The following is an 18,698-nucleotide window of genomic DNA, read 5'->3' on the forward strand; positions in this document are numbered from 1 at the left end:
AAAAAGCATATATTATAAACTCAGTATCATTTTTGCACGGACAAAATGCTTGTACTTTTCTTAGAAAGAGGTGAAGGAGATGGAAAACTGGTCGATTGAGGGCGTAGAAAAATTACAACCGAAAGTATTTAAACAAATTCAAACAATTGTATCTAAAAATCGAATCGGACATGCCTATATTCTAGAAGGAGCTAAAGGAACTGGAAAAAAGAAAGTTATGCAATTTTTTGTTCAGCTCATATATTGTGAAAATCCAGTAAATAATGTTCCATGTGAAACATGTCGATCATGTAAAAGATTAAAGTCCTTCAATCACCTTAACTTTATGCAACTGGAACCTGATGGTCAGTTTATAAAAAAGGGACAAGTAGATGAATTGGTTCATACGTTAAGTAAAACTACTATTGAAAAACAACGAAAAATATATGTAATACATCATGCAGACCAATTAAATGCAAGTGCTGCAAATACGTTATTGAAGTTTTTAGAAGAACCTCAAAGTGAGATTACGGCCATACTATTAACCGATAGAATGCATGCTTTACTTCCAACCATTCGATCCAGATGTCAACACTTAACTTTATCTCCAATGCCAACTGCTATTTTAAAGCAGAAGTTAATAGAAGAGGGAATCACTGAATCTATGGCTTCTACTGTTTGTAAAATGACGAATCAAGTAGAAGAAGCAATTAATTTAGCGAAAGATGAGCAGTTTGGACTTGTAAGGAAATCAGTGTTAAAATTGGTTGAAGCAAATGGAAGAAGTGTTCAAGATGCATTGATGTGTATTCATGAAGATTTTGGAACATTGCTCAAAGAGAAAGAGCAGGCAGAACAAGCGTTAGATTTACTACTATTCGCATATCGTGATATAGTAGCTATAAAAGCAAGTCCCATCGCAGATTGTACTTTTCCAGATATGAATTCTTATTGGAAACAGGTTGCCCTACAAACAACGTATGAGCAATTATCGAAGCAATTAGAAATGATTTTACATGCAAAACAAAACTTGCATAAAAATATGAATCGGACACTGATGATGGAGCAGTTAATGCTTAACCTGCAGGAGGGATTTACTTTTGTATAATGTGGTAGGAGTCCGCTTTAAAAAAGCGGGTAAAATATATTATTTTGATCCAGTGGATTTTGCTTTAGAGAAAGATGATTATGTAATCGTCGAAACAGCAAGAGGAGTGGAGTACGGTAAAGTAGTAGTTCCGATCAAGCAAGTTGAGGAACATGACGTTGTACTTCCTTTAAAACAAGTAGTAAGACCTTCTACGGATAAAGATCGTATTCAAGTAGAGGAAAATAGATTAGAATCAGCTCAAGCTCTTGCACTTGGGACTGACAAGATTATCGAAAGAAATCTTGAAATGAAGTTAGTTGACGTTGAATATACATTCGACCGAAACAAAATTATTTTTTATTTTACTGCAGAAGGTCGTGTAGACTTTCGAGATTTGGTGAAAGATTTAGCGTCAGTATTTAGAACTCGAATTGAGCTTAGACAAATTGGAGTTCGTGATGAAGCTAAAATGTTAGGTGGTATAGGTCCTTGTGGTCGTATGCTTTGTTGTTCTACATTTCTAGGTGATTTTGAGCCAGTTTCTATAAAAATGGCAAAAGATCAAAATTTATCGTTGAATCCATCTAAAATATCTGGTCTTTGCGGCCGACTTATGTGCTGCTTAAAGTATGAGAACGATGAATATGAAACTGCTAGAGAACAAATGCCAGATATTGGTGATAAAGTTGAAACACCTGATGGGCTGGGTAGAGTAGTAAGTATGAATATTTTGGAGCGAATTTTACGTATAGAATTACCTGATCCACAACGTGTTCTAGATTATACGTTAGAAGAAATTACAAACCATGCAACAAATCAGGTGCAATGGTCGGGGCAATGAGGTGAATGTGTGATGGACCGCAATTTTTTTGATACAATTATAGATTTTGAAAAACAATTAGAGTCCACGCAGCTGCAATTTCGCGCTTTAAAAGAATTTGTGGCGATAATGGTTGAAGAACGTGAAGCGCTACAACAAGAGAATAATCATCTAAGACAACGACTCGATGAAATGCATGAAAAAGAATTAATGATTGAAAAATTGCGAGATGAGAAATTGAACAAGTTGGATGTAGGAGAGGGCCATGATAATCTTGCTCGTCTCTATCAAGAAGGCTACCATGTGTGTCATGTTCACTTTGGAAGTTCTCGTAAAGAAGAAGATTGTCTATTTTGTCTATCGTTTTTAAACAAACAAAACACATAAACAATTGACTGATGCCACTCCATAAGTGGGGTCAGTCTTTTGTTTTCCTTGGGGGTAACAATTATGGAACTATGGTTAAAGGATGACGAACGACTTGATTATTTATTGGCAGAAGATTTACGTATCATACAAAGTCCTTCTGTCTTCTCTTTTTCTTTGGATGCAGTATTGCTATCAAGATTTACATATGTCCCGATTAAAAAAGGGGAAATTGTAGATATGTGCTCAGGAAATGGAGCAATTCCATTATTTCTAAGTGCTCGGACAAAAGCCGAAATCATAGGTGTTGAATTACAAGAAAGGCTAGCGGATATGGCTACAAGAAGTGTCCAGTTCAATAACCTTGTAGAACAAATTACAATGATGACAGCGGATGTAAAGGGTATTGCTAAAAAGCTTGGTTCTGAAAAATTTGATGTTGTTACTTGTAACCCGCCCTATTTTCCAGCTCATGAGGCAAGTGAGAAAAACTTAAAAGAGCATTTGGCAATTGCTCGACATGAAATTCATCTTACCTTGGAGGAGGCAGTGCAATCTGCCAGCGAATTATTAAAACAAGGTGGAAAGGCTTCCTTTGTTCATCGTCCTGGTAGACTTCTTGATATCGTAACTTCGATGAGGGCTAATCGTTTAGAGCCTAAAAGAATTCGTTTTGTCTATCCAAAAGAAGGAAAGGAAGCAAATACATTGCTGATTGAAGGTATAAAAGATGGAAAGCCAGACTTGAAGATATTACCTCCTTTATATGTGTACGGAGATGATGGTAAATATACACAAGAAGTAAAAGAGATGTTGTATGGAAAAGAATGAAAAACAGCATACTTTTTACGTGTTAGAATGTAAGGATGGGTCCTATTACGCGGGTTATACGAATGATTTAGTTAAAAGAATAAATGTACATAATGCAGGAAAGGGAGCAAAGTATACACGTGCCAAGCGACCAGTTAGTTGTATATATAGTGAACTGTACGAAACAAAGCAAGAGGCAATGCAAGCAGAGTACGCTTTTAAACAGCTAACAAGAAAACAAAAAATAAATTATATGGGGACAAGTAAATGATGAAATCTCAGAAATCAATCGAGTATGAACAAAGCAGCTGCTTGTATTTAGTTGCAACGCCCATTGGGAATCTAGAAGATATGACGATGAGGGCTATTCGAATACTAAAAGAAGTTGATATTATTGCAGCAGAAGATACAAGAAATACAAAAAAATTGTGTAACTACTTCGAGATTTCTACCCCTCTTATTAGTTATCATGATCATAACCTGCAGTCAGGCGGAGAAAAGCTGATGGAATTGTTAAGAGAGGGTAAACAAATAGCATTAGTAAGTGATGCGGGTCTCCCTTGTATATCTGATCCTGGTGCAGATATTGCTGCTAAAGCAGTAAAAGAAGGATTTGCGATTGTACCGATCCCTGGAGCAAACGCTGCACTAAGTGCTCTAATTGCATCTGGACTTTCAACACAGCCATTTTTCTTTTACGGCTTTTTAAGTCGCAATAAAAAAGAAAGAAAACTTGAAATTGAAAAACTCCAAAAAAGACAGGAGTCCATTATTTTATATGAATCACCACATCGCTTAAAGGAATCATTACGTGATTTACAATCTATTTTTGAAGGGACACGCAAAATTGTACTAGCACGTGAGATAACAAAGAGATTTGAAGAGTTTTTAAGAGGTACGATTGACGAAGCTGTAGAGTGGGTGGAGCAGGCTGAGATTCGAGGAGAATTCTGTATAGTATTAGAAGGAAACGAAGATGAGGTAGAAACGAATGAAGAAACACCATGGTGGGCAGAACTAACACTAGAAGAACATGTGGACCATTTAATAGAAGAAAAACAGTGTACGTCGAAGGAAGCTATTAAAGAAGTAGCCATCCAAAGAGGTTTATCTAAAAGAGAAGTTTATCAAAATTATCATGTAGAGTAAAAAAACCGTAAACTTATAAAGTTTACGGTTTTTTTCTAATTATTTTAAGTTACTTTGAATCTCTTTAATTAGTAATTCTGCACCTTCTGCACTTAGAATCAGTTTTCCGCCAACTAGACGTAGGTTGTCATCTGATACCTCACCAGTTACAGCACAAGTCATATTTGGCATATATTTTTTTAGGATGATTTTATCATCATCTACATAAATTTCTAATGCATCTTTTTCAGCAATACCCAGCGTGCGACGTAATTCAATTGGAATAACTACACGACCTAATTCATCAACTTTACGTACAATACCTGTAGATTTCATAAAAAATTATTCTCCCCTCAAGAGTGCATATTTTTCGCCAAGATTCGACATAAACCTCTTTTATGTAATATATCATACCAAGTACTGCCATTTTCGTCAATAATTAATGCTTTAGCGAAAGAGAGTAATATAATATTAATTTGATATTTAAATTAGTTTTTAATAAAAAATCCATTCTTTTAAAGGGAAATAGGAATTATTTTGATATATTATCTAGATTTTTGAAGTTTGTTGTTTGGTAATTTTCATTCGACAAACATGAATAAATGAATTGATTGAAACAAACTCTTCATTTAGATAGAATAAAGAATAAAGAGAATCAACATTGGAGGCATCTTTACATTGAAAGATCAACAGAAAACATTCTATTTAACAACGCCTATTTATTATCCGAGTGGAAAATTTCACATTGGAACCGCGTATACAACCGTTGCTTCCGATGCAATGGCCAGATATAAAAGACTTAGGGGATATGAAGTTCGTTTCCTAACAGGAATGGACGAGCACGGTCAAAAAATTCAAGAAAAAGCACAGGAGGCAGGAAAAGAGCCTCAAATTTATGTAAATGAAATTGCAGAAGCGGCCAAAAAGGTATGGGCTTTAATGGATATTTCTTATGATGATTTTATCCAAACTACAGAAGAACGTCATACAAAAATAGTAGAGAAAATATTCCAGAAGTTCTTGGATAATGGGGACATTTATAAGGGAGAATATGAAGGGTGGTATTGTACACCTTGTGAGTCTTTCTTTACTGAAACACAGTTAATAGAAGGAAACTGTCCAGACTGTGGTCGTCCTGTTCAAAAAGTGAAGGAAGAATCATACTTCTTTAATATGAAAAAATATGCGGACCGTTTATTGGCATATTATGAGCAAAACGTGGAATTTATAGAGCCAGAATCTAGAAAAAATGAAATGGTCAATAACTTCATTAAACCGGGCTTAGAAGATTTGTCAGTATCTAGAACGTCCTTTGATTGGGGTATTAAAGTTCCAGGAGATCCTAAGCATGTAATCTATGTATGGGTGGATGCCTTAACTAATTATATTACCTCACTTGGTTATTTATCAGATGATGATTCTCTATTCCAAAAGTTTTGGCCTGCAGATGTCCATGTAGTAGGGAAAGACATCGTTCGTTTCCATACAATTTATTGGCCTATATTCCTAATGGCATTAGATTTACCATTGCCTAAGAAGGTTTTTGCTCATGGATTCATCATGATGAAAGACGGTAAAATGTCTAAATCGAAAGGAAACGTTGTATACCCAGAAATGTTAGTAGAACGTTATGGATTAGATGCAACACGTTATTTCCTACTGCGTGAACTTCCTTTTGGTCAAGATGGAGTATTTTCCCCTGAATCGTTCGTAGAGAGAACAAACTTTGACCTTGCAAATGATTTAGGGAATTTGTTGAATAGAACTGTTTCAATGATTAATAAATATTTCGATGGTAAAATTCCAGTAAGTCAAAGCGAACCGACAGAGTTTGATGAAACGTTACAGGGATTTACAAAGGAAACAATTGATAAATATGAAGCAAATATGGAAAAAATGCAGTTTAGTTTAGTGCTTGGGGATTTATGGGCTTTAGTATCACGTACAAATAAGTATATTGATGAAACTCAACCATGGGTACTTGCAAAAGACGAAGCAACTAAAGGGCAACTGGCTTCAGTTATGACACATTTAGCAGAAAGTCTTCGACAAATTGCAACACTTGCCCAACCATTTATGACGAATAGTCCGAAACAAATTGCAGAACAAGTTGGTTTTACAGTAGATTATTTGCAATGGGACTATTTAGGTTCATTTAATGTTATTAAAGATGGTACTTCAGTAATAAAAACAGGAATTCCTATTTTCCCACGGTTAGATGTAGATGTAGAAGTTGCTTATATTCGTGAACAAATGAGGGGCTCTGTTCAAACACCTCAGGAAGAGGAAGAATCTCAAACAGAAGAAATTTCAATCGATGACTTTTTCAAGGTGGACTTACGCGTTGCAACTGTTTTATCGTGTGAGGCCGTACCTAAAGCAGATAAATTACTAAAGCTGCAACTAGATATGGGATATGAAAAGCGTCAAGTAATTTCTGGGATTGCCCAACATTACAAGCCTGAAGACGTTATTGGTAAAAAAGTAATTGTAGTAGCAAATTTAAAACCTGTGAAGTTAAGAGGAGAGTTATCTCAAGGAATGATTCTTGCAGGTGAAAAAGATGGATATTTGACACTTGCTACAGTGGATGAAAAACTTGAAAATGGTGCTCAAGTGAAATAATCGTTAAAATAGACCTGTCGTATTACAGACAGGTCTTTTGATTTAAAATAATATTTTCAAATACTATTTTACAGGTCATTTATAAAACTAAACCTTATTAAAGTTGAATAAATTCAAATAGGTATTCTTTTAATAGTATTGCAAAGAATATAAAATAACCACTAATAGGTAAGGGGAAGATAAAATGTTTATTGATACACATGTACATTTAAATGCAGATCAGTACGAGGAAGATTTGCAAGAAGTGATTAATCGTGCACTAGAAGCTAATGTAAAAAAAATGGTCGTTATTGGTTTTGATCGTATCACGATTGAAAGAGCTATGAAGTTAGTAGAGCAGTATTCTTTTATCTATGCTGTAGTGGGATGGCATCCTGTGGATGCAATTGATTGTACAGAAGAGGACTTAAAATGGATTGAAGAACTTGCAGCACACGAAAAGGTTGTTGGTATAGGGGAAATGGGCCTAGATTATCATTGGGACAAATCTCCTAAAGATGTTCAACAGATATTGTTTCGAAAACAAATACGGTTAGCCCAGAAAGTAAAATTACCGATTATTATCCATAATCGTGATGCAACTGAAGATGTGATTCGTATTCTACAAGAAGAAGAAGCACATATTACAGGAGGTATCATGCATTGTTATGGAGGGAGTGTTGAAACGGCAAAGCAATGTATAGAGATGAATTTTATGATTTCCCTTGGTGGACCGGTAACTTTTAAAAATGCAAAGAAACCAAAAGAGGTAGCAACAAAAATTCCATTAGAAAATTTACTAATTGAAACAGATGCACCTTATTTAGCTCCGCACCCTTATCGAGGAAAAAGAAATGAACCAGCTCTTGTGACACTAGTTGCGGAAGAAATAGCACGTCTAAAAGGAATTTCAGTAGAAGAGGTGGCAGAAGTAACTACTAAAAATGCGGAATTATTCTTTGGTATAACGGAATAAAAAAATACTAATATTAAGAAGATATTTTATATGTCCTAAATTTCAAAAAAAACCTTAACTGTTGACAACCTCTTTGGGACTCTATATAATCACTTCAGTGAACAAGGAGGCGTTTTTCATGTCAAATAATTCCATGAAAAACCTGTTCTTTCATTCATTGAGGAGCAAGCAAACCATAGTAACTGTAGTATCTTTACTATTGTTTCTTGCAGTAGTTTCTTTCGTTTTATTCGAAGGAACAAAGAAAACTGTTGCTTTAACAGTTAATGGTGAACAACAAGATATATTAACACATGCAAATACAGTTGGTGAATTATTAGATAGTCATCAAATAGTAGTAGCCAAGGAAGACTTTTTACATCCCTCAGTGAACACATCAATCGAAAATAATTTGTCGATTGAGTGGGAGCAGGCAAGACAAATAGAAATCACAGTAGATGGTGAAATTCAAACACTTACAACTACTGATGACTTAGTTTCAGAAATACTCGCAAAGGCAAATGTTTCAGTTACTGAACATGATGCGATAACACCTGCTGCAGATGCAGAGGTTGGACCTAAAAACAAAATTGCTATTGAAAAAGCATTTGAAGTAACGCTTTTAGATGGTAATGAAGAGAAGAAGGTATGGTCCACTTCGACTACGGTCGCTGACTTTTTAAAACTATATAACATTCAATTGAGTGAATTCGACCGAGTAAAACAGAAAATGGATGAATTAGTAGTCCCGAATTCTGAAATACAAGTAGTGCGAGTAGAAAAGGTCACCGATGTAGTTGAGGAAGAAACAAACTTTGCGGTAGAAACGAAAAAAGAAGACTCGCTACTAAAAGGGAAAGAAAAAGTAGTACAAGATGGTGTAAATGGAACTGTTTCACGGACTTATGAAGTAGTGAAAGAAAACGGTAAAGAGGTCTCTCGTAATATGGTGAGCGAGAAGACTATTAAAGAGCCAACCAAAAAAGTGGTGGCAGTCGGAACGAAAGTCGTGACTGCTAGTGTTTCACGTGGAGCAAATTCGTCAGCAACTCCATCCACAGGGAAAGAATTTTATGTCACTGCAACTGCTTATACTGCTAGTTGTAACGGTTGTTCTGGCGTAACTGCAACAGGGGTTAACTTGAAATCTAATCCAAATTTGAAGATTATTGCAGTAGATCCTGGTGTTATTCCACTGGGCTCAAAAGTATGGGTAGAAGGCTATGGTTATGCGGTAGCTGGAGATACTGGAGGAGCTATCAAAGGAAATAAGATTGACATATTTATGCCCTCTAAATCGAAGGCATATGACTTTGGTCGTCAAAAAGTACGCGTGAAAGTTTTAAACTAACTTTAATAGCTTTCCCTTTCGTTGATTGGGAAAGCTTTTTTGCGTTATGATAGATATAGTGGAAAAACGGAAAAGAGGAAAACCAGTTGCAAATAAAAGAAATAATAGTTGTTGAAGGAAAAGATGATACAACAGCTATAAAACGTTCTGTAGAAGCAGATACTATTGAAACGAATGGTTCAGCTATATCTAAAGAAACACTTATAAAAATCCAACATGCTCAAGATAAACGTGGTGTCATTGTATTTACTGATCCAGATTACCCAGGAAGACGAATTCGCGCTATTATTGAAGAGCAGGTTCCGGGTGTGAAACACGCATTTTTGTCCAAAGAAAAAACGATAGCAAAAAATGGAAAAGGATTAGGGATCGAACACGCAAAGGACGAAGATATTCGCGCTGCTCTTTCTAATGTTTATACCCCAAAATCAGACAAAGAAACGTTTATCGAAATACCTCTTTCGATATTAGTTGATGGGCAATTAATTGGTCATCCCCATTCGAAGGAAAGACGAACAAGGTTGGGAGAACTATTGAAAATTGGATATACCAATGGAAAACAGCTACAGAAACGACTATCTATTTTTCAAATTAGTCAACAACAAGTGGAAGAAGCAATTGCACAACTCAATTTGGAGGAAAATAATATATGCAAAAAGATATAGCAACACCAATACGTACACAAGAGATACTAAAGAAATACGGGTTCTCATTCAAAAAAAGCTTAGGGCAAAACTTCTTAATTGACCCGAATATCTTACGTAATATTGTAAGTCATGCGGAACTTACGGAAGAATCTGCTGCAATTGAAATTGGACCTGGTATTGGAGCATTAACGGAGCATTTAGCGAGAACCGCAGGAAAAGTAGTAGCCTTTGAAATTGATCAAAGACTGTTACCTGTTTTAGCAGATACTTTATCACCTTACGACAACGTAGAAATTATTCATGCGGATATTTTAGAAGTGGATGTTCAACAAATGTTTGAAAGTCAGCTTCAAAACTATAAGGATGTTATGGTAGTTGCAAATTTACCATACTACGTAACGACACCAATATTGTTGAAACTGTTGATGGATCGTCTACCTATACGTGGTATGGTTGTTATGATGCAAAAAGAGGTGGCAGACCGAATCACTGCATCACCTGGAACTAAAGCATATGGTTCTTTGTCTATTGCTATTCAGTACTATATGGAGGCGGAAATAGCAATGATTGTTCCTAAAGCAGTGTTTATGCCACAACCAAACGTAGATTCAGCAGTTATTAAACTTACTCGCCGTGAAGTACCGCCAATTCAAGTAATCGATGAAGAATTCCTATTTAAAGTTTCTCGTGGTTCTTTTGTTCAAAGAAGAAAAACAATTATTAATAATCTACAATCATCACTACCTAACGGGAAATCGAAAAAAGATATTATCATACAAGCTTTAGGAAAAGTAGGCGTTGATCCAACAAGACGTGGAGAAACATTAAGTATAGAAGAGTTCGGAAAATTATCAAATGAACTATATGAAGAATTTCATTAATTTTACTTGTTACAAAATAAGTAATATTTATAAAAAAGTGAGCATAGCTATTAAATAAAAACGTTGACAACTGTATAGAATGATTGATAAAATATTTTGTTTGACAAAATTTAAAAACAGTGGTAACATAGTAATCAGTGAGGTGTATGCGAAATGCCAAAAACTTTAGCTGATATTAAGAAGTCATTAGATCATCATTTAGGCAAACGTTTGCAATTAAAAGCAAACGGAGGACGGAAGAAAACAATAGAGCGTGCAGGTGTACTTAGAGAGACATATCATGCAGTATTTGTTATCGATTTGGATCAAGATGAAAACTCTTTTGAACGTGTATCTTATAGTTATGCAGATGTTTTGACCGAAGCAGTAGAAATCACTATTTTTGATGAAGCAAATAATTTGATAGTTGTAAAATGATTTTTTAGAACTTTTATTTCTTATTTTTATAATTTTAAAAACCTCTTTTCTAATTTTTTATTAGAATAGGGGTTTTCTTTTGGATTGCGGACATACTAAAAAAGCTAGTTGTTCCAAAGGAGGATTCACCTATGTCTAGAAAAGGGATAATGTCTAAAGAATTAAAAGAAGAGATAGCCAAAGATCTTGGATTTTATGAGGTAGTCAAAACCGAGGGCTGGGGAGGAATTAAATCACGTGATGCAGGTAATATGGTAAAACGAGCAATTGAAATGGCTGAACAGCAAACGAAATCACCAAAGTAAAGAAGCATATTCCATCAGTATTCATAGAAGTACTAATGCACACGAGAGACAAAACTAAAGAACAACTAGCACAAAGAAAGACGGAGCAATCCGTCTTCTCTTTTTAAAATTTTTGTGCGTGGTATTTGGATTAAATATAAGGTGTAGCCCAATAAAATTTAGCATAGCTTAACGCCATAATTAAGTTAATGTGTGTTTAATCTAATACAAAAAGAGAACACCAGAAATTTTTACTTCTGGTGTTTATTTCTCTAGTTACTTTTTTAAGGCCCTTTCTAGTTTATGAAATTTATAGAAGGTTATGGAGAGGTAATCTTATAGATTTCCAATATAGATTATTAATAAGCTATGCTTTATCTCTGTAATAGTTCAATTATTTTACCAGTTAGGGAAGCTGAATCTCACTTCCGCATACCTAATGCACTGTGTTAAAATAGGGGACAACATATTTGGGAAAAGGAGCAGATGGAATGTATTACGTAAAAGCACCTGCTAAAATAAATCTAACATTAGATGTACTACATAAACGTCCGGACGGTTACCATGAAGTAGAAATGATTATGACTACTGTGGATTTAGCAGACCGTATAGGATTAGAGGTAAGAGAAGATGGAGCTATACATATTTTATCTGTGGATCGCTTTGTTCCAAATGATCATCGGAATCTAGCATATCAAGCCGCAAAGATTCTAAAAGACATCTATCGAGTGAAAAAAGGAGTTTCTATTACAATCGAAAAGAACATTCCCGTAGCAGCTGGGCTAGCTGGAGGTAGCAGTGACGCAGCAGCCACGTTAAAAGGATTAAACGTAATTTGGAAGTTAGGGCTTTCTTTGGATGAACTTGCTGAAATAGGTTCTAAAATAGGTTCGGACGTACCGTTTTGTGTGTACGGAGGAACTGCTTTAGCAACAGGAAGAGGAGAGAAGATACAAGAACTCCCTTCTCCAGCTAATTGTTGGATAGTCCTTGCGAAGCCGACACTTGGGGTATCAACTGCGGACATCTATGGAAATCTAAAAATAAATGAAATAAAACATCCAAACACTGCTCTAATGATTGAGTCTATTCAACAGAAAGACTTTGATCTAATGTGTTCTTCTGTCGGAAACGTATTGGAAGATGTAACTCTAAAACTATATCCAGAGGTGGCAGGTTTAAAAGACCAAATGAAAAAATTTGGTGCAGACGCTGTATTGATGAGTGGAAGCGGTCCAACTGTGTTTGGGATAGTCGATCATGAGACAAGAGTCCAAAGAATATATAATGGTCTTCGTGGATTTTGCGACGAGGTATATGCAGTTCGCTTAATGGGTGATAGAGAACCACTTGCTTAAATCCGGATGTTTGTGGTAAGTTTTCTATAAAACATTCGTATTTGGAGGTGAAACTATGAAATGGAAAAGAAGTGAACGGCTTGTAGATATGACTCAATATCTTATGGAGCATCCGCATAAATTAATCCCTTTGACATTCTTTGCTTCTTTATATCAATCTGCTAAATCTTCGATAAGTGAGGATTTAACTATTGTGAAGGAAACATTTGAAGAGAGAGGCAGAGGTTTACTTGTTACTGTTCCCGGAGCCGCAGGTGGAGTCAAGTTCATACCAACAATGACAGAAGAAGATATCGTAGAAATAGCGCAAGAATTAATGGAACAGCTTTCAAAAGTGGATCGCTTATTACCTGGTGGGTATTTATATATGACGGACCTATTAGGAAATCCATCGCTGATGAATAAAATCGGTAAAGTATTCGCATCTGCATTTGCTAATGCAAAAATTGATGCGATTATGACGGTAGCTACTAAAGGTATACCAATAGCACATGCAATAGCGAGACATTTAAATGTCCCTGTAGTCATTGTGCGTAGAGATAGTAAAGTAACAGAGGGGCCGACAGTTAGTATAAATTACGTATCTGGCTCGGCACGCCGCATCCAAACGATGGTTCTTTCTAAAAGAAGTATGGAGAAGGGACAACGTGTTTTAATCACTGACGACTTCATGAAAGTTGGAGGAACGATTAATGGGATGAAAAGTTTATTAGAGGAATTTAATTGTGAGTTAGCTGGAATTGCTGTGCTGGTAGAAGCAGAGCATCAAGGGGAACAATTGGTAAATGGTCATTTATCTCTAGTTAAGCTTCACGAGGTCAATGAAAAAGATGGTACAATTGCTTTAACACAAGGGAATTATTTTGAGAAAGGTGGTAACTTAGATGAAAGCAGTATCAACAACTAATGCACCTGCAGCAATTGGTCCGTACGTACAAGGAATGATTGTGAATGGAATATTCTACAGTTCAGGTCAGATCCCATTAACTCCAGCAGGAGAAGTAGTGGAAGGCTCTATTACAGAACAGACTGCGCAGGTTTTTGCTAATTTAGAGGCAGTACTGACAGAAGCTGGCTCGTCTTTAAATCAAGTAGTAAAAACTTTGGTGTTTTTAAAAGATATGAATGATTTCGCTGAATTTAACGATGCTTATGAAAAACATTTTGCAGGTCACAAACCTGCACGTTCTGCGGTAGAAGTTGCAAGACTACCGAAAGATGTTAAGGTAGAAATCGAAGTAATCGCAGAAGTGTAAAGATTAGCTTAAAGGTGTTTTCCTCGGAGAACGCCTTTTTTATTTGTCTATTTATAGCGCAAGGTTTGTACAAGCAAGAATAAATTATTTAAAATATTAAAAATATTCTTATTTGAAAGAAGGAATTAAGAAGTTTTTGTGGAATAACAAATAGATAGAGATATTTGTAACTTTGAAAAAGGGTGGTGAGAGAATGGAAGTAACGGACGTAAGATTACGTAAAGTAGTGACTGATGGCCGTATGAGGGCTATCGCTTCCATTACGTTGGACAACGAATTTGTTGTGCATGATATTCGAGTAATAGATGGAAATAATGGTTTGTTTGTAGCGATGCCGAGTAAAAGGACGACAGAAGGTGAATTTAGAGATATCGCTCACCCGATTAATGTTGGAACGCGCACGAAAATTCAAGAAGCTATTCTATATGCCTATCATTTAAGTAGTGAGGTTGAAGAAAAAGTCGGAGAACCTACTGTATAAAGGAAAAGTAAAAACCATTTCTTTAAAAGGGATGGTTTTTTTGTTGTCAAATTATCAAATAATAATAAAAACTATAACACCAAAAAAGCTGGGTTTTTCTAGAACTTTAAAAAAACAAGTATAATTTAGACGATTCTTCAAGAAATTCAACTATAGTACTTGTTTTGTCATGTATTTGTCAAGAGATATTTCCTTGAAATCTTTCCTCATTTCGGCTATAGTCAAAAGAGTAAATTAGCCCACGGGAGGGAACTTGAAAAATGACAAATACTTATGCGGTTGTATTAGCTGCCGGTAAAGGTACACGTATGAAGTCTAGTTTGTATAAAGTATTACATCCTGTATGTGGGAAGCCAATGGTAGAACATGTTGTAGCAAATATGGAACAGCTTGGTGTGGAAAAAATCGTAACAATCGTAGGACACGGAGCGGAAGAAGTGCAACGTGGACTAGGGACGAGAAGTGAATATGCTCTTCAAGAAGAACAGCTAGGGACAGCACATGCTGTTTTACAGGCTGAAGAAGTGCTAAAAAATCTAACAGGAACAACTATTGTTATCTGTGGAGATACGCCACTTATCACGGCAAAAACAATGAATGATTTGTTAGAACATCATAACGCAACTGGAGCAAAAGCAACTATTTTAACAGCAATTGCAGAAAACCCAAATGGTTACGGTAGAGTTATTCGTTCTGTGGATGGAAGTGTTCAAAGTATTGTTGAACAAAAAGATGCTACTACAGAGGAACAGCTTGTACGTGAGATTAATTCAGGGACGTATTGTTTTGACAATGAAGCACTATTTAAATCATTAAAGTTAGTTAATAATAATAATGCACAAGGTGAATATTACTTACCAGATGTAATTGAAATCTTACAAAAAGAAAATGAAATTATTTCAGCATATGCTGCAAGGGACTTCGAGGAAATTCTAGGCGTAAATGATCGCATTGCTTTATCTCAAGCAGAAGAGACTATGCGTTTACGTATTGCAAGGCATCATATGCGTGAAGGCGTCACAATCATCGACCCGAGAAATACATACATCAGTAGTGAAGCTGTTATTGGAGCAGATACAGTTATTCAACCTGGAGTTATCATTGAAGGAAAAACAACGATTGGCATGAACTGTACGATTGGTCCGAATAGCCATATCGTATCAAGTGTAATTGGTGATGAAACAACGATACACTCATCAGTTGTATTATCTAGTGAAGTTGGAGACCATACCTCTATTGGTCCGTTTGCCCATATTCGTCCTCAATCCGATGTTGGAGATGATGTGAAGATTGGTAACTTTGTAGAAGTGAAAAAGTCCACAGTAGGCAATGGAAGTAAAATATCTCATTTAAGCTACATGGGAGATGCTTCGATTGGAGCAAACGTCAATGTTGGTTGTGGAACAATTACAGTGAATTATGATGGAAAAAATAAATTTATCACAAAGATTGAAGACGATGCCTTTATTGGTTGTAATTCTAACTTAGTAGCACCAGTAACGATTGGTAAAAAAGCATATATAGCTGCAGGCTCAACTATTACAAAGGATGTACCTGATGAAGCACTTGCAATTGGTAGAGCACGACAGGAAAACAAAGATGGTTACGTTAACAAACTAAATCTAAAATAACCCATTATCCAGGAGGATTATCATGCCAGAACAATATGCAAATTCGAAGTTGAAAATTTTTACACTAAATTCCAATAAGGAATTAGCAGAAGAAATCGCAAAAGAAGTAGGAGTACCTCTAGGTAAAAGTACAGTAACTAGATTTAGTGATGGTGAAGTACAGATTAATATCGAAGAAAGTATCCGCGGATGTGATGTATTCATTGTTCAATCAACTTCAGGTCCTGTTAATGAGCATTTAATGGAATTATTAATTATGCTTGATGCACTAAAACGAGCTTCAGCTCGCACAATTAGTGTGGTAATCCCTTACTATGGATATGCACGCCAAGACAGAAAGGCACGTGCTCGTGAACCAATTACAGCTAAACTTGTAGCGGATCTACTAACAACTGCAGGTGCAACTCGTGCAATCGTTCTTGATCTACATGCTCCTCAAATTCAAGGATTCTTTAATATTCCGATAGATCATTTAGTTGCTGCTCCAATATTATCCGATTACTTCTTAGGTAAGAACTTTGATCCAGCGGAGTTAGTAATTGTTTCTCCTGATCATGGTGGAGTAACGCGTGCCCGTAAAATGGCAGATCGTTTAAAGGCACCGATCGCGATTATTGATAAACGTCGTCCACGACCAAACGTGGCAGAGGTTATGAATATTGTAGGTAATGTAGAAGGAAAAACGGCTATTTTAATCGATGATATTATTGACACAGCTGGAACAATCTCTATTGCAGCCGCTGCATTGATGGAAAGCGGAGCAAAAGAAGTTTATGCTTGCTGTACACACCCAGTTTTATCTGGCCCGGCTATTGAACGTATTGATAACTCAGTTATTAAAGAGCTAGTAATTACAAACTCAATTCAATTAGCTGATGATAAAATGTCACCAAAGATTAAAGAATTGTCTGTTGCTAAATTATTGGGCGATGCAATTGTAAGAGTTTTCGAAGAGAAATCAGTTAGCACGTTATTTGATTGATCTCAGAAATGTTTGAATTTTGCCGAAGATGGGTATTTATATTTATAGAACACACTTCGGGAGGATTGAGAATATTATGAGTACAGTTGTAAAAACACAAAAGCGTGATAAAAAAGAGAATGCAAAGCTTCGAAACAGTGGGTTTATCCCAGCGATTGTATACGGCTTTGAACTAGAATCCCAGTCCATTGCAGTTAATGAAAAAGACTTCGTAAAAACACTTCGTGAGGTTGGTCGTAATGGTGTTATAAAACTGGATGTTGATGGTAAATCAGTAAACGTCGTGTTGAGTGATTATCAGATGAATATTCTAAAAGGACAAATGATTCATGCTGACTTTTTAGCGATCAATATGAAAGAAGAGTTAGAAGTAAATGTTGCGGTTAATGTGACGGGTGATTCAGTTGGTGTTTCAGAGGGTGGTATGCTTCAACAGCCAAATCGTGAAATTACCATTACAGTGAAGCCTTCAGATATTCCGGATAGTATTGATATTGACGTGTCTGGCATGGCTATTGGAGATACATTAACGGTTGCAGATGTTAGAGATAAAGTTGGATATCCAATATCGAACGATGACGATTTTACATTAGTTACAGTTTCAGCACCTCGAGTGGAAGCAGAAACCGAGGAAACTGAGACTGAGTCAGAGACAGAAGAAACAACAGAAGAATAATTAAACAAAAGAGGTTGTCCTAAGGCAACCTCTTTTGTTTTGAATATGGTAAGATTAATAAAAACTTGTAATAAAGGAATGGAACGAAAATGAAAATTATCATTGGTCTTGGAAACCCTGGAAAACAATATGAAGGTACTCGCCATAATATTGGGTTTCATGTAATTGATGAACTTTCTAATCGATTAAATATACCACTTACACAGTCTAAGTTTAATGGAATGTTTGGAATCGGTCATATCGGTACGGAAAAGGTTATGCTTTTAAAACCGTTAACGTATATGAACCTCTCGGGTGAATGTATTGTACCTATGATGGATTACTACGAAGTGAATGATGATGAAATAGTCGTTATTTATGATGATTTAGACTTACAGGTTGGAAAGCTACGTCTAAGACAAAAAGGTAGTGCAGGTGGACATAATGGTATTAAATCGATCATCCAACACTTAGGTTCCCAAGAATTTAATCGAATCCGCATTGGGGTGGACCGTCCTAATAATGGGATGAAGGTTCCCGACTATGTACTATCTAAATTTAACGAAAATGAAAAAATAGAAATGATACAGGCCGTGAAGAATAGTGCAGATGCTTGCGAAGATTGGTTTGGAAAAAAATTTTTAGATGTAATGAATACATACAATGGTGCATAAAAAGTGAAGAACAGGTCTATACTTCCTAAAAAGGAGGTTTTTATGGCCATGCCAATACGTTATAAATGTCGCCATTGTGAAACAGAAATCGGGCAGTTGCCATTTGATAGCATAGATGACCAGTTTTTAAAAAAACATGAGATTACTCAAGAAGAACAACATATATATATTAAAAATGGAGCAGAGGGAGATTTCACTGTGCAATGTATTTGTGAAGAGTGTCAGGATTCCCTTCAAAAGTTCCCAAATTATTATGCGTTAAAAAAATGGATACAGTAGGTAATGCTTTGGCACGATTTCGTGCACAAAGCCTTTTTCTATTTAGATTG

Annotated in this window: 23 protein-coding genes; 22 read left to right on the forward strand and 1 reads right to left on the reverse strand. The window is 35.9% G+C overall.

Going from position 1 to position 18,698, the window contains the following annotated elements:
• The first annotated feature begins 79 nt into the window (after window positions 1-79).
• From holB to rsmI, 6 genes are all read left to right on the forward strand, one after another.
• Window positions 80-1,087 (forward strand): DNA polymerase III subunit delta', encoded by a 1,008-nt coding sequence (holB, locus tag MKY60_RS00175; protein WP_340928188.1) that lies wholly within the window; start codon window positions 80-82, stop codon window positions 1,085-1,087.
• The gene (locus MKY60_RS00180) at window positions 1,080-1,910 is read left to right on the forward strand and encodes a PSP1 domain-containing protein (protein WP_090570747.1); all 831 of its coding nucleotides are present in this window, start codon (window positions 1,080-1,082) and stop codon (window positions 1,908-1,910) included. The genes holB and MKY60_RS00180 overlap by 8 nt, the downstream gene beginning before the upstream one ends.
• Before the next feature lie 12 nt (window positions 1,911-1,922).
• The gene (yabA, locus tag MKY60_RS00185; protein WP_241600587.1) at window positions 1,923-2,276 is read left to right on the forward strand and encodes a DNA replication initiation control protein YabA; all 354 of its coding nucleotides are present in this window, start codon (window positions 1,923-1,925) and stop codon (window positions 2,274-2,276) included.
• 63 nt (window positions 2,277-2,339) lie between these two features.
• Complete coding sequence (locus tag MKY60_RS00190) at window positions 2,340-3,086, forward strand: tRNA1(Val) (adenine(37)-N6)-methyltransferase (protein ID WP_340928189.1); 747 nt, start codon at window positions 2,340-2,342, stop codon at window positions 3,084-3,086.
• Window positions 3,073-3,336 (forward strand): GIY-YIG nuclease family protein, encoded by a 264-nt coding sequence (locus MKY60_RS00195; RefSeq protein WP_090570757.1) that lies wholly within the window; start codon window positions 3,073-3,075, stop codon window positions 3,334-3,336. Before MKY60_RS00190 ends, MKY60_RS00195 begins: the two co-directional genes overlap by 14 nt.
• Window positions 3,336-4,214: a 16S rRNA (cytidine(1402)-2'-O)-methyltransferase gene (gene rsmI / locus MKY60_RS00200; RefSeq protein ID WP_093496496.1), complete on the forward strand. Its 879-nt coding sequence runs from the start codon at window positions 3,336-3,338 to the stop codon at window positions 4,212-4,214. Before MKY60_RS00195 ends, rsmI begins: the two co-directional genes overlap by 1 nt.
• A gap of 39 nt (window positions 4,215-4,253) precedes the next feature.
• On the opposite strand, the gene MKY60_RS00205 is transcribed toward rsmI, so the two are convergent.
• Window positions 4,254-4,529, reverse strand: a complete 276-nt coding sequence (locus tag MKY60_RS00205; RefSeq protein WP_090570759.1) for an AbrB/MazE/SpoVT family DNA-binding domain-containing protein — start codon at window positions 4,527-4,529, stop codon at window positions 4,254-4,256.
• A gap of 342 nt (window positions 4,530-4,871) precedes the next feature.
• On the opposite strand from MKY60_RS00205, the gene metG reads away from it, so the two are divergent.
• The 16 genes from metG (at window position 4,872) to MKY60_RS00285 (ending at window position 18,648) form a co-directional block, all read left to right on the forward strand.
• The gene (gene metG / locus MKY60_RS00210; protein WP_090570762.1) at window positions 4,872-6,818 is read left to right on the forward strand and encodes a methionine--tRNA ligase; all 1,947 of its coding nucleotides are present in this window, start codon (window positions 4,872-4,874) and stop codon (window positions 6,816-6,818) included.
• 184 nt (window positions 6,819-7,002) lie between these two features.
• Complete coding sequence (locus MKY60_RS00215; protein ID WP_241600583.1) at window positions 7,003-7,773, forward strand: TatD family hydrolase; 771 nt, start codon at window positions 7,003-7,005, stop codon at window positions 7,771-7,773.
• Between the two features lie 118 nt (window positions 7,774-7,891).
• A complete protein-coding gene (locus MKY60_RS00220) occupies window positions 7,892-9,103 on the forward strand; it encodes a G5 and 3D domain-containing protein (protein WP_093496468.1) in 1,212 nt (403 codons plus the stop codon).
• 86 nt (window positions 9,104-9,189) lie between these two features.
• A complete protein-coding gene (rnmV, locus tag MKY60_RS00225) occupies window positions 9,190-9,768 on the forward strand; it encodes a ribonuclease M5 (protein WP_090570771.1) in 579 nt (192 codons plus the stop codon).
• On the forward strand, window positions 9,753-10,631 hold the full coding sequence (gene rsmA / locus MKY60_RS00230; protein WP_093496469.1) for a 16S rRNA (adenine(1518)-N(6)/adenine(1519)-N(6))-dimethyltransferase RsmA: 879 nt from the start codon (window positions 9,753-9,755) through the stop codon (window positions 10,629-10,631). The genes rnmV and rsmA overlap by 16 nt, the downstream gene beginning before the upstream one ends.
• Before the next feature lie 153 nt (window positions 10,632-10,784).
• On the forward strand, window positions 10,785-11,048 hold the full coding sequence (veg, locus tag MKY60_RS00235) for a biofilm formation stimulator Veg (protein WP_090570777.1): 264 nt from the start codon (window positions 10,785-10,787) through the stop codon (window positions 11,046-11,048).
• A gap of 131 nt (window positions 11,049-11,179) precedes the next feature.
• Window positions 11,180-11,353 (forward strand): small, acid-soluble spore protein, alpha/beta type, encoded by a 174-nt coding sequence (locus MKY60_RS00240; RefSeq protein ID WP_093496470.1) that lies wholly within the window; start codon window positions 11,180-11,182, stop codon window positions 11,351-11,353.
• 470 nt (window positions 11,354-11,823) lie between these two features.
• Window positions 11,824-12,690 carry a 4-(cytidine 5'-diphospho)-2-C-methyl-D-erythritol kinase gene (gene ispE, locus MKY60_RS00245; RefSeq protein ID WP_340931048.1) on the forward strand — a complete coding sequence of 289 codons (867 nt, stop codon included), beginning with the start codon at window positions 11,824-11,826 and terminating at the stop codon, window positions 12,688-12,690.
• A 55-nt stretch (window positions 12,691-12,745) separates the two neighbouring features.
• Window positions 12,746-13,597, forward strand: a complete 852-nt coding sequence (purR, locus tag MKY60_RS00250; RefSeq protein ID WP_241600582.1) for a pur operon repressor — start codon at window positions 12,746-12,748, stop codon at window positions 13,595-13,597.
• On the forward strand, window positions 13,575-13,946 hold the full coding sequence (locus MKY60_RS00255; RefSeq protein WP_090570785.1) for a RidA family protein: 372 nt from the start codon (window positions 13,575-13,577) through the stop codon (window positions 13,944-13,946). Before purR ends, MKY60_RS00255 begins: the two co-directional genes overlap by 23 nt.
• Window positions 13,947-14,139: 193 nt before the next feature.
• Window positions 14,140-14,427: a septation regulator SpoVG gene (gene spoVG, locus MKY60_RS00260; RefSeq protein WP_090570788.1), complete on the forward strand. Its 288-nt coding sequence runs from the start codon at window positions 14,140-14,142 to the stop codon at window positions 14,425-14,427.
• Window positions 14,428-14,687: 260 nt separating this feature from the next.
• Window positions 14,688-16,058, forward strand: a complete 1,371-nt coding sequence (gene glmU / locus MKY60_RS00265; RefSeq protein ID WP_093496471.1) for a bifunctional UDP-N-acetylglucosamine diphosphorylase/glucosamine-1-phosphate N-acetyltransferase GlmU — start codon at window positions 14,688-14,690, stop codon at window positions 16,056-16,058.
• 22 nt (window positions 16,059-16,080) lie between these two features.
• Window positions 16,081-17,040 (forward strand): ribose-phosphate diphosphokinase, encoded by a 960-nt coding sequence (locus MKY60_RS00270; protein ID WP_093496472.1) that lies wholly within the window; start codon window positions 16,081-16,083, stop codon window positions 17,038-17,040.
• Window positions 17,041-17,116: 76 nt separating this feature from the next.
• Window positions 17,117-17,716, forward strand: a complete 600-nt coding sequence (locus tag MKY60_RS00275) for a 50S ribosomal protein L25/general stress protein Ctc (RefSeq protein WP_241600581.1) — start codon at window positions 17,117-17,119, stop codon at window positions 17,714-17,716.
• An 89-nt stretch (window positions 17,717-17,805) separates the two neighbouring features.
• Window positions 17,806-18,369, forward strand: coding sequence for an aminoacyl-tRNA hydrolase (pth, locus tag MKY60_RS00280; RefSeq protein ID WP_093496474.1), 564 nt, complete (start codon window positions 17,806-17,808; stop codon window positions 18,367-18,369).
• A 42-nt stretch (window positions 18,370-18,411) separates the two neighbouring features.
• Window positions 18,412-18,648 (forward strand): anti-sigma-F factor Fin, encoded by a 237-nt coding sequence (locus MKY60_RS00285; protein ID WP_241600580.1) that lies wholly within the window; start codon window positions 18,412-18,414, stop codon window positions 18,646-18,648.
• The last annotated feature ends 50 nt before the right edge of the window (window positions 18,649-18,698 follow it).

Origin of the sequence: Psychrobacillus sp. FSL K6-1415 (assembly GCF_038003185.1) — a bacterium.
GTDB classification, from domain to species: domain Bacteria; phylum Bacillota; class Bacilli; order Bacillales_A; family Planococcaceae; genus Psychrobacillus; species Psychrobacillus psychrodurans.